Below are 11630 nucleotides of genomic sequence, written 5' to 3' on the forward strand. Positions count from 1 at the left end.
AACCCCTCCTGTAACGTCAAGAGGATGGAACACTACCGGTCACGTCAGCTTCATCCCGGGGTCACTCGCCAAGTCGGTTCGGGAGCCGCTGTCCACGGGGGGAAGATGCTCAAGGCGCTCGGGTGGGCCGCGGTGGTTGCCTTGTGCTGTGCAGCAAGTGCGGTGGCCGGGGAAACGGTGCCAGATGCGCGCTTGCAGCAGGCACAGACAGCCTATGAAGAGGCAAAGCGGCTCGATCAGGCGGGAAAGTACGCCGAGGCCGTGGCGCAGGCCGAACAGGCGCTCTCGCTGCGCGAGTCCGTGCTCGGAGACAAGCATCCGGAAGTCGCCGACTGTCTGGACCTGCTTGGAGCGTTATATCGGTTTCAGGGGGAGTTTGACCGGGCCGAGCCGCTGATCCAACGCGGACTCGCCATTCGGGAAGGGGCCTTCGGCCAAAACCATCCCGATGTCGCCCAATCCCTCAACAATCTGGCCAACATCTACCAAGCCCAGGGGTTGTATGACCGGGCCGAGCCGCTCTACCAGCGCTCACTCGCCATCCGGGAAGCGACCCTGGGCAAGAACCATCCCTCCGTCGCCGCTTCGCTCAACAACCTCGCCGTCCTCAACGATCGCCAGGGCCGGTACAGCCGCGCCGAGCCGCTCTACCAGCGCGCGCTCGCCATCCGGGAAGCGGCCTTTGACAAGGACCATCCCATCGTTGCCACCTCGCTCAACAACCTCGCCATCCTCTACGCGGAGCAGGGGCTGTACAGCCGCGCTGAGCCGCTCTACCAGCGCGCGCTCAGGATTCGAGAGGCAGCCCTGGGCAAGAACCATCCCGACCTCGCCGCGTCGCTCGGCAACCTCGCCAACCTCTACTCAGACCAGGGAATGTACAGCCGGGCAGAGCCCTTCTACCAACGCGCGCTTGCCCTCAAGAAGGAGGCGGCCTTCGGCAAGGACCACCCCGACATCGCCATCCATCTCAACAACCTCGCCGTCCTCTACGATCGCCAAGGCCTGTACAGCCGCGCCGAGCCGCTCTACCAGCGCGCGCTCGAAATCCGGGAGGCGACCCTCGGCAAGAACCATCACGATGTCGCCGCCTCACTCAACAACCTTGCCGACGTCTACGCCAAGCAGGGCGCGTACGGCCGGGCCGAGCAACTCCACCAGCGGTCACTCGCCATCTATGAGGCGGTTTTTGGCAAGACCAACCCCGAGGTTGGCCAGACGCTCAACAGCCTTGCCCGCGTCTACGCGGAGCAGGGGCAGTACAGCCGCGCCGAGCCGCTCTACCAGCGCGCGCTCGCTACCAATGAAGCGACCCTCGGCAAGAACCATCCCGCCGTTGCGCGCTCGCTCAACGATCTCGCGACGCTTCAGTTGGCCCGGCGTCGACTCGCGGCGGCCGTTCCGCTGCTGGCGCGTGCCTTCGCCATGTCCGAGCAGCGCCTGCGCCACGAGGCGCTTGATTTCTCCGAGGCGCGCCTGGCCAGCTTCCTCCAGTTGCTGCGCGCCGACGAGGAGCGCCTCTACGCGGTGGTCCAGTCACATCCCAACGACGCCAGCATGCGGCGTCTGGCCCTGAGCGCTGCCCTGCTCCTCAAGGGCCGATCGATGGAGGAGACGGCGCATATCTCCCGTGCGGTCTACCGGGGCTTGGGCTCCCAGGGGCGCGACACCTTCGAGCGGCTGCGTGGGCTGCGCACCCAACTGGCCAGCCTCTCGCTCCAGGGTCCCGGCTCGCGCCCCCTGCCCGTCTACCAGAAACAGCTCCGGGAACTCGCCGAGCAGGGCGATGCGCTCGAAGCGGACCTCGCCCAGCGCTCCGCCCCCCTGCGCGCGCTGACGGCTCTGCCGTCCCCTGCGGTCATCGTCGACCGGGTTGCTCAATCTCTGCCCAAGGACAGTGCCCTCATCGAGTTCATCTACCATGAGGACCACTCGCGGGTACCCAAGCCGGGCGAACCCAAGGCCCAGCTCCGCTACCTGGCGCTGGTGCTCTTTCCAAACGCCACCACTGTCGCGCTCGACCTGGGCCCCGCCGAGCCCATCGACTCGACCGCCTTGCACCTGCGTGCCGCGTTGGCCAACCGGGACGTTGCCTTCCACGCCCACGCCCAGACGCTCTACCAGCTCGCTTTCCGTCCCCTGCTCCCGCTGCTGGGAAAGACGCGCCGCCTCTTCCTCTCGCCGGATGGCCAGCTGTCCCTGGTCCCCTTCTCAGCGCTCCACGACGGTCGCCAATTCCTCGTGGAGTCCTTCGACTTCACCTACCTCACTTCTGGCAAGGATCTGCTGCCTCGACTCCAGGAGACAGCCCACGCCTCCTCGGTGGTCGTCCTCGCGGCCCCAGACTTCGACGCCCCCCTCCAGCCACCTGACTCCTTTCAGGGAGGGGGCGAGGCACAGAAGCATCGCGCTGCCTCGCTCGAGCATTTCTTCTCCTCTCTGCGCGAGGGCTCAGCCCCCCGAGCCTGGGTCACTGCCCCCCTTCCGGGCACCCGCAACGAGGCTGAAGCCATCCAGCGCCTGCTCCCCCAGGCTCAGCTCTTCCTCGGCGCGAACGCCACCAAGCAACGCCTGCTGAACCTGCCCACTCCTGGCATCCTCCACCTGGCCACCCACGGCTTCTTCCTCGAGGATGCGGCAGCGCCCGACGGCTCCCGCGGCGTCGGCCATTTCGGTGCGCTGGGCGAAGAGCCAGCCGCCTCGCGTCCTCCGGATCCGTTGCTGCGCTCGGGCCTGTTGCTGGCAGGGGCCAGTGCGGCGACGGCCTCTTCCCGGGCTCCCTCCGAGAACGCGCTGGTGACGGCGCTGGAGCTGGCGAGCCTGGACCTGTGGGGCACCCAGCTGGTCGTCCTGTCCGCCTGTGACACCGGTCGAGGCGACGTCAAGATGGGCCAGGGCGTCTACGGCATGCGCCGCGCCTTCATCGTGGCCGGAGCCGAGACGGTGGTCACCAGCCTCTGGAAGGTGGACGACCAGACCACGAGCACATTGATGGAGGCCTATTACCGCAATCTGCTGGCAGGCCAGGGACGTGCCACAGCCCTGCGCGAGGCCATGCGCGCGTTGCGGACCACCCAGCCCCACCCTCACTTCTGGGCGCCCTTCATTGCCCTGGGCAAGGATGCGCCCCTGCGCTCGCTCTCGCCTGGCACCCTGAACACACCGCAGAAGTAGCGTGAAGATCGCGAACTCGCCCCAAGGCGCGCCGTCTCGAAGGTCTCCAGGTCGGCCGGGTGGTGCGTGCCGATGCGCGCGCGCGCGACCCAGCACCCTCTACCCTGCTCACCTCCTCGTACGAAGGAGTGCCACATGCTGCGATGGCGAATGCTCTGGAAGGCAGAAGCGCTGTTCCTTGCGCTGCTCGTGGGGTGCGCCAGCATCCCTCGGGTCCCCCTCGTGGAGAACATGGGCCAGGGCAAGGCTATCGTTCACGTTCCCCGCTCGGCGGACCTGCAAACGGTGGAGTTGGAGGAAGAGGAGTTCCAGCAGGCCGTCAGGCGCCTTGCGCGCGAGGTACAGCTGACAGGCACGCCTCGCCAGACGGCGGAAAAGGCGTTTCAGATGGACCCTCAGAGCGGCAATTACCTTTACTTGGAGCGGGATAAGAAGCTGGTGCCAGCAGGGCCCGGTGAGCCCTGGGATGGCACGTTGACAAAAGAAGACAAGGAGCTGGCGGAACGCTATCGGCTCTGGTGCCAGAGCGCTTACAGCTTCTACGGCGACTGTCTCGGGGGCGCGCTGGTGGCTGGACGCTATCTGGACATGCAAGGCCGTTACGTCTGGGCTCTGGCGATGAGCAAGAGCCCCGTCCTGGGCGAGATGAAGAAGGCGCTGGGAGAGATGGTGGAATTCCGCGCCTTGATCAGCGCGGCCCTGTGGACATTGGGTTCCATGCTGCTGATCATGCTCCTCAATCCCGTGGCTCCGGCGCTGGTGGCGGCCTTGGGCGTCGGGATGCTCCTATACGTGGGCTATGACACGCTCCGCAACCTCGTGACGGGCTGGGGGGATTTGACGGAGGCGGCGAAGGTCGCAACCACCTTCGCGGAGATCCGCGAGGCGGGCGAGAGGTTCGGGAAGCTCATCGGGCGAGAGGCCGCGCGCGCGTTCGCCATGCTGCTGGTTGCGGCCATTGGATCAACGGCTCAACTGTTCGCGGCGAAGGTCCCGACGCTACCTGGCTCGGCGCAGGTGGCCATGCAGTCCGAGGGGCAAGCAGGAATCTCACTGCACGCGATGGGGGCGGTGGAGGAGATCGCGGTCAGTGCCAAGGGCGTCAGCATCACGCTTCCCGCAAACGTGGTAGCCATGGCGGCGCGGCCCAGTCGCGGCACGGGCCCCTGCATCGAGACGCACCACATCGCCACCGTCTGCAACGACCAGTCCACCGCGCGCGGTGGTCCGTGGACTCCGCGATTCCGCCGCATCTTCGCCAAGGCGGGCATGTCGATGGAGGACCCGGCGAACAAGATGCCACTTCCGGGTCACTACGGACCGCATCCCGAGCGGTATCACCAGATCATCTTGGACGAACTTGCCGATGCAACGGCGACCTGTCACAGCGTCGTGGAGTGTCAAGCGAAGCTGAAAGCGGCCCTCAAGGAACTCGCGAAGCAAATCGCCACCCCGGGAACTGAGCTGAACCAACTCGTCGCCCGGCCGTAATCGCGCTATCTGGAGCCCATGTCCCAGCGTTTCTTCAGACTCTCCGACGATGTGAAAGTTCCGAACCGCTGGGACCTGGACACGCCGACGGACAGGCAGGGCCGACAGGTGGATGACGGGCAGTTCAGGCTCGGAACGCCGGTCCACGTCACGGACCGTTTGAGGATTCCCGTCGAGATTGCGGGGAAGCCGCTGGACTTCACAGAGGCGGGCATCATGATCCCGGTGGTTCATGTCCGGGTCGCATCCATGTTCGCGGAGCTGGCCCCGGACGACGTGCAACTCATCCCCGTGGACGTGGAGGGCCACCCGGATCAGTTCCTTGTCCTCGTAGCCACGCGCCTTATCCGCTGTATCGACGAGCAGGCGTCTCGGATCCAGCTCTGGACCCACGAGAACGGAATTCCGGACATGGTTGGGAAATACTTCTCCGTGCGTGACATGCGTATCGACAAGGCCAAGGTGGGAAGCGCCAAGGTGTTCCGGTGCGAGGGGTGGACGGGCCCGCTGATCGTCTCAGGGGAGATCAAGACTGCCTTGGATGGCATGCGCGCCACGGGCACGAGGTTTGAGGAGGTCTAGTCCAAGCCCCGGAGAGGCGGCGCCCGGTTTCGATCACTCCGGCCGGTGGAGCCAGGCTCCAGTTCGGCCCCTCGCCCCGCGCCTCCTCACTTACAGCGAGAACAATAACAAACACTTCCATTGGACCGGCAGAGATGACTTCAAAGAGCAAGCTGCTGGCTCTCGCGAAGGACTAGCGGGTCATTCCGCAGGAGCCCCGCGTGCGACTCTTCGGGAAGCTGCCCCAACCGACCTTCGATTTCCTCACCTTCGAGGAGGCCGAGCGGTTGATCGACACAGCCGAGCCGGAATGGCGAACGTTGCTGCTCGTGGCGCTCAAGACGAAGCTTCGTCAGGGTCAGTGGGATCAGCTTTCTGAAGGGTCCTCATTCAACAGGCGCTGAACCTCTGTAGCTTTGAGGCTCACCCTTGCGGCTATCTGCGCCACGGTGAACCCCTGGCGTTGAAGTGCCATCACGCGTTCTTTCGGGTTCTCACGCAGCTTCGGGCGAACATCCAGGTCGAAAATGGCCTGAGCCTCGCGCACGATGGCGCGTTGCCCATATTCCGACGGAGCTACGTCGCGAACGTCAGGTCTGATCCGGCGCAGGAGTGCCATGCGCGATTCCTGGTTACGGCAATCCGGGAATCTGGGGTCGGTCTCAAGCGCAGTGGCGAACTCTCGGATGAGATCCTGCTCCTTCTGTTGAAGAGCCTCATCATCGTCTTCTTTTCATCTTCGCTGAACTCGTCACTCTCCTCGTTGAGGGAGAGGAATTCGTCATGCCACGCTTCGCTCTTCGACCAGGCGTGGAACACACCATCAAAGCGGAACATCACCGTGAGCAGGGTCAAGCTACCGAGTCAAATCAGGGGCCTTCCGGATCCGAGTCCCTGGGCACTTTCCGGATCCTTCCGACATATGCGACACTGCCCCTCGGAGTCGTTCCCGTAGGCGAACCCCGTCCCCCTGCCCAACCGCCACGAAAGCGGTGTTGAACGAGTTGCCGTTGCGCTGGGTAACGTCCATGAACCGGGCCCCCCTACCCTCGAAGCTCATTCCCCTGTAGAGAGAACGCACTTCGACTCCTGCTCAGCCTGTTGCAACCCGAAGAAAAACGCTCCTGTGGAGACATCCGCCGGGGGGATGGAGCCATTGAAATGTACCGTGCGAGCCTGGCGTGTGTGTCGGCTATCGTTGTGATTGTGGGCGCGTTGAGTTGCAGCGCGAGCGAGCCCGAACAAGCGCCAGCGGAAAAGCTGGCGAACCTGCGCACCGCCGCGCTTCAAGTCACGGCGGGCAACTGCTCCACTTGCCTCGACATCCGCCTGAGCGGCTACAACCTGTTCGTTCTCGAGAACTACAGCGGAGGCACCAACATCGAGGGCAAGGTGGCGGCAGGCGGCAGCATCACGCTGAATGACTTCTCCGTGGGCTCTGCGCTGCCGGATGACAATGTCTCCAACACACTGGTGGCGGGCGGTAACCTCGCCCTCTTGCGCGGCGGCGTGTTCGGCGCTGTCTGGTATGGGGGCAGCTATACTCCCGACTGGAGCGTGAACATCCAGCGAGGCACGGCCGCGCATGGCACTCCCATTGACTTCGCAGCCCGATTCGCTGAGTTGCGCAGTCTGTCATCGCGGTTGGCCGCCCAGGCAATCAATGGCACCACCCAGCCCCAATGGGGCAACGTGTACCTGACGGGCACGGACCCGTGCCTGAACGTTTTCGAAGTGCAAGCCAGTGACTTCAACAGTGCCTGGGTGCGCCACATTTCCGTGCCGGCCGGCTCGTTCGCGCTGGTCAACATCATCGGTACGGGTCCCACCCTTCGCGGCGGCTTCAACGACGACATCAACCCGCGCCGCGTGCTCTACAATTTCGTGGATGCCACCAGCCTCGACGCTCGCGGCTTTGGCCTGGCGGGCACGGTGCTGGCACCTCACGCCCGCGCGACACTCAACGACGGGAGCTGGTCCGGCGGTATCTACGCCGTTTCACTGATCGGCAATGCAACAGGCCGCTTCAGCCCGCTTGATGAGCTGGAGGGCACCACCGATGAAGCGTGCAATGGGGCGGATGACAACTGCAACGGGCAGATAGACGAAGGCTTCGAGTGTGCCGGAGCGAGCAGCCGGAGCTGCACGGCATGGTGCGGCGCGGCTGGGACGCAGACCTGCGATCCGGCCACCTGCGGTTATGGAGAGTGTGCCTCCGCGAGTTGTTGCCGAGCCGATGCCGACTGCGGGGGCGGCTCCTTCTGTGAGGGCAGCACCTGCGCGGCACAGAGGGAGAACGGAGAGTCCTGCAGCAGTGCCAACCAGTGCGCCAGCGGGCAGTGCGTGGATGGGGTGTGCTGCAACGGCGCTTGTGATGGGGCCTGTGACGCGTGCAACCTGACGGGCAGCGTGGGCACGTGCGGCTTTACTCCTGCAACAGTGCGCTGCCGGGACTCGGCGGGCACCTGCGATGTGGAGGAGTACTGCACGGGGATGTCCGCGAGCTGTCCGGCGGATATCTTCCTCTCCGCGGGTACGGCCTGCACCCCGGATGGCAACTCCTGCACCCTGGACATGTGTAATGGCTCCGGCCACTGCGCCCACCCGCCAGCGCCCGTGGGCGTGAGCTGCAATGATGGCAACGCCTGTACGACGGGAGACGTGTGCAATGGCGCGGGCACATGCGGTGGCTCAACCCTGAGCTGCAACAGCCCGCCCGACGCTCAGTGCTACCAGTCCGCGGGCACCTGCACCGACGGAGCCTGTAGCTACACGCCGAAGTCCGCCGGCACGAGCTGCAATGATGGCAACACCTGTACGACGGGAGACGTGTGCAATGGCGCGGGCACATGCGGTGGCACAGCCCTGAGCTGCAACAGCCCACCCGACGCTCAGTGCTACCAGTTCGCAGGCACCTGCACCAACGGAGCCTGTAGCTACACGCCGAAGCCCGCCGGCACGAGCTGCAATGATGGCAGCTCCTGCACGAGTGAAGACGTGTGTAACGGCGCAGGCAGCTGCACAGGCAATGTGGTGCCGTGTTCTGGCGTGCCGGGAACCACCCTGCGTGTCCCCGAAGGAGCGACACAGGCCACAGTCTCACTCTGGGGCGCTGGAGGCGGCGGCGGAAACCCCGGCTTTGGAGGAGGGGGAGCCTGGGTCAACGCCAGGATTCCTGTGACGCCCGGTGACCGACTCGACATCCTTGCCGGCCGGGGTGGGCAGGAAGGAGGAGGCGGGGGTGGCGCCTCCTACCTCTTCCGGAATGGACAGCTCATGCTGGTCGCGGCAGGGGGCGGTGGAGCAGGCGTGGATGGGTGCGGCGGCTGCAGCGGCGCGTTGGATCCCCTTGCCGGTGCGGGAGGTGGAGGCGGCTTTCCCGGAGGCACCGGGCAGGCGGGACGCGCGAACAACTACGCTGAGACCAACTCCGGGGGAGGCCAGGGAGGTACACAGAGCGCCGGTGGGGCCGGGGGCACGAGCACCAACAACAGCCCCTACAGCCAGTGTTCATCTCCTGGCCTGCCCGGCAGCACGAGCCGGGGTGGCGCGGTCCGGGGTGATTGCACCGCCATCCTTGTCGAGGCCTTCGAGCTGGTGGGAGGCCAGGGCTATACCAACGGTAGCAGTGGAGGCGGGGGCGCTGGCCGCTACGGCGGAGGAAGCGGTGGCCAGATGTATACCTATACGGGAGGCGGAGGCGGAGGCGGCTCATCGTGGATACACCCTTCAGCCACTCTCCTGGGCGGCGGGAGCGGCGATGGACCGATCCCTGGAGGTGTCACGAGCCCCGGCTACAGCGACCCCGTTGGACGCGGTGGCGCCCCTGTCACCAGGGGTTCGAATGGGCAGGTCCGCCTTACCTGGTAGGCGGCTCTTCGTGCGGTATGCCGTCATCGACCACGTAGATGTGCCTCGCCCGTCGAGTGCCCGTGGACAGATCAAATGCGCCCATGGCGATCGTTTCTTTCGTTGCTCTACTTGGGAGCGGCGGGAATCGAACCCGCCGCTTGGAACTTCTGGAGAGAGGGCTCGCGCCGATCGAGCGCAGTTCCGTAGGGCTGCCCAGCAGGGCGCTGCCAGAGCGGGCTTGGCGGAGTTCAGCGGGAGTTTCTGCACACCAGACCACTGGCCTTGCTGATAGCCAGAGCGTGGCTTGGTCGCCAAGCGCCGCTCACTCTGCTTCTGGCTGTCCGAGGCAGGCCTCCTCGTACTCCCAGCGCTCCTGGCTGACGCCAGGGGAGAGTGCCTGACGTACAACCGCAAGAGGGACGCTGGGGGGAATGTCAATGGCTACCAAGCGAGGCAGATGGCTACGCTCGGTGTCGCACCCCAACTGCTCCAATAGGCTGCACACCTCGGACACCTGGGTCTCGTCGTGAACGAGAATGCGGAAGGTGCTGTGACCAGAGGATTGAAGGACCTGCTCGTAGCGCAGGACGCCCTCCTCGGCTCCTTCCTCGGGTACGGCGGACACGACATCCCCCCAGGCAAGGTCCCGCGCAAAGAAGGGTATATTGTCTATCTGGTAGCGCCCGTCTCCAATATGGAGAGCCCATAGCCGCTCTGAGCCCACGGGTGGGTATCCATCCTCGTCCTGCTCCAGCGGAACAATGATTTTGACATGGCGCTTGGACTCGTCACCCTTCACCGCGGCACCTCCCTTCATTGCTCCTTGTCGCCTTTCTTGAGGTTACAGTCCCTGCAGAGGACTTGGCCGTTGTCCGGCACTCCCTTGCCACCCTTTGACTTTGGAACAACGTGGTCTACCTGCGTCTCGTTGGTGGGGGGAGTAACTCCTTTCTTGTGCTGCTGGGCTGGAACTGTCTCGACATCGCAGTTTTCGCAGCGGTTCGTACCGTCGTTGCGGCTCGCGTTCTCCTGTTTGACGCTCTCCTTGCTCTTTGGAGTGAAGCGCGTGCCTCTTTGCTTGCCTGCGATTCCAAGGCCTTCAATCTCACCAAGGAGGGCGGCCAAGAAGCAGCCTCTTGATGCTCTCTGATATGCCTCGGCCGGATCGCCCAGGAGTACGAACGCGCAGACCGGCTACTGCGGCTTGAAGACCTGCTTGAAGCTAGCCAGATTGAGCACGTCTTCCCAGCGAACTCCGTGGTGTCCGATGGTGCGGACGCTGAAGAGCGGCTTGATCGGGCACACGTAGATGATGCAGCGCCCGTCGCCGAAGTCTCGGAACATCATGATCGCGTCGCGGAAGTGCCAATCGACCGAGCCGTACACGTCATCTCCCCGAGCCGGCGTGCTGATCATTGCACCCTTCGGGTCAGTATAGGCGGCGAAGTGGCACCGGCCATACGGTGAGAACTCCACAGTACGCTCATCTACGGCGGTGACGCCCTCAATGTTCTTGAGCACGTAGTCCAGCGCCTTCCGGCGGTTGGCGTTCTGATGTCCGTTGCCGCTGGCGAGAAAAGCCTTGCCCATGCGCATGCCTCCGTAGTTGCGGACGCACCCTACCGGGCGAGTTCGTTAGCGTGCAAAGCGCAAGATATTAGGAGCGGGCTTGGCTCAGAGCGGCGGGTTGTTGTGCATGGAAGCGGCGGGAATCGAACCCGCAACAAGGCGGAAGCAAAACTCCAAGCAGGTCGCGCTGTTACCGGCTAACGCCTTATCTCACAGTGGATCGTTCCTCCGCTCCGTCCCGTCTCGTCCCGTCTCGTCCCGTTCAATTCCCCGCTGGAGGGTCACACTGGGGACACATGCGGCCCAACAGGGGCAATCTGCTTGGAGGCAAGCGGCCTGAGTTCCCCGGTCTCCCAGGGCTCACGAGAACCCCGTGGGAGGCGGACAGGAGCGTGTGCCCGCTGCCGGAGGGTTCAAGCCGCCCCAGCCAAGAGAGCCAAGCCCCTTCCGCGTACCTCATGGGAGCGCGACCAGGGCCGACGAGTACCCCAAGGGGCTGCGCGGCTTCTCCACCCGCCTGGCGCACTGTTCAGGCGGCCCCCGTCAGCGGCCCTCCTCGGCCCCTGCACTCCAGCCCGCCACCCCTTAACAGGCCTTCCATTCTTCCTATATTCCTCACCCCCCGAAAAATGACATAAAGTGTCTTCCCTTGTTTTCCAGGAAGAGGTCACACCATGCGCTTCGTTGCGATTGTCGGTCTTCTGGGTGTTCTGAGCGGCTGTGGTCCTGCCACCGAGGCGGAGGCTTCGGCAAACGCCGATCAGGTCGAGCAGCTGGCGCCGCCCGAGACCTGGTGCAACAGCTACAAGACCCAGCAGTACTGCCCGACCTACGCGGGATGTTACTGGGTGAGCACTAACCCGGTCGGCACCCAGTGCACCGCCAAAGCGGTAGAGATGTAGTCCTCCCGCAGGCGAGCTGGCGGCACTGGCTCGCCTCCATGGGCGCTACGCCAACCTGCGAGGGCTGGAGTTGCTCCTGTC

The 11630-nt window shown here is 64.7% G+C and carries 9 protein-coding genes; 5 read left to right on the forward strand and 4 right to left on the reverse strand.

Features of this window, described 5'->3' with window-relative positions; genetic code table 11:
* The first annotated feature begins 105 nt into the window (after positions 1 to 105).
* The 3 genes from SYV04_RS22245 to SYV04_RS22255 all read left to right on the forward strand — a co-directional run bounded on the left by SYV04_RS22245 (position 106) and on the right by SYV04_RS22255 (position 5247).
* On the forward strand, positions 106 to 3174 hold the full coding sequence (locus SYV04_RS22245; RefSeq protein ID WP_321547870.1) for a CHAT domain-containing tetratricopeptide repeat protein: 3069 nt from the start codon (positions 106 to 108) through the stop codon (positions 3172 to 3174).
* 135 nt (positions 3175 to 3309) lie between these two features.
* On the forward strand, positions 3310 to 4665 hold the full coding sequence (locus SYV04_RS22250; protein WP_321547871.1) for an AHH domain-containing protein: 1356 nt from the start codon (positions 3310 to 3312) through the stop codon (positions 4663 to 4665).
* A gap of 18 nt (positions 4666 to 4683) precedes the next feature.
* Positions 4684 to 5247, forward strand: a complete 564-nt coding sequence (locus tag SYV04_RS22255) for an imm11 family protein (RefSeq protein ID WP_321547872.1) — start codon at positions 4684 to 4686, stop codon at positions 5245 to 5247.
* A gap of 346 nt (positions 5248 to 5593) precedes the next feature.
* Here SYV04_RS22255 and SYV04_RS22265 read toward each other — a convergent pair whose 3' ends face one another.
* On the reverse strand, positions 5594 to 5845 hold the full coding sequence (locus tag SYV04_RS22265) for a hypothetical protein (protein ID WP_321547873.1): 252 nt from the start codon (positions 5843 to 5845) through the stop codon (positions 5594 to 5596).
* Positions 5846 to 6387: 542 nt separating this feature from the next.
* Between SYV04_RS22265 and SYV04_RS22270 the strand changes: the two genes are divergently transcribed.
* Positions 6388 to 9096, forward strand: a complete 2709-nt coding sequence (locus tag SYV04_RS22270; protein WP_321547874.1) for a choice-of-anchor A family protein — start codon at positions 6388 to 6390, stop codon at positions 9094 to 9096.
* 304 nt (positions 9097 to 9400) lie between these two features.
* Here SYV04_RS22270 and SYV04_RS22275 read toward each other — a convergent pair whose 3' ends face one another.
* The 3 genes from SYV04_RS22275 to SYV04_RS22285 form a co-directional block, all read right to left on the reverse strand.
* Complete coding sequence (locus tag SYV04_RS22275; RefSeq protein ID WP_321547875.1) at positions 9401 to 9877, reverse strand: DUF4265 domain-containing protein; 477 nt, start codon at positions 9875 to 9877, stop codon at positions 9401 to 9403.
* Between the two features lie 14 nt (positions 9878 to 9891).
* Positions 9892 to 10203, reverse strand: a complete 312-nt coding sequence (locus SYV04_RS22280) for an HNH endonuclease (RefSeq protein ID WP_321547876.1) — start codon at positions 10201 to 10203, stop codon at positions 9892 to 9894.
* Positions 10204 to 10272: 69 nt separating this feature from the next.
* A complete protein-coding gene (locus tag SYV04_RS22285) occupies positions 10273 to 10674 on the reverse strand; it encodes a hypothetical protein (protein ID WP_321547877.1) in 402 nt (133 codons plus the stop codon).
* 647 nt (positions 10675 to 11321) lie between these two features.
* On the opposite strand from SYV04_RS22285, the gene SYV04_RS22290 reads away from it, so the two are divergent.
* The gene (locus SYV04_RS22290) at positions 11322 to 11549 is read left to right on the forward strand and encodes a hypothetical protein (protein ID WP_321547878.1); all 228 of its coding nucleotides are present in this window, start codon (positions 11322 to 11324) and stop codon (positions 11547 to 11549) included.
* The last annotated feature ends 81 nt before the right edge of the window (positions 11550 to 11630 follow it).

Origin of the sequence: Hyalangium ruber, from assembly GCF_034259325.1 — a bacterium.
GTDB classification, from domain to species: domain Bacteria; phylum Myxococcota; class Myxococcia; order Myxococcales; family Myxococcaceae; genus Hyalangium_A; species Hyalangium_A rubrum.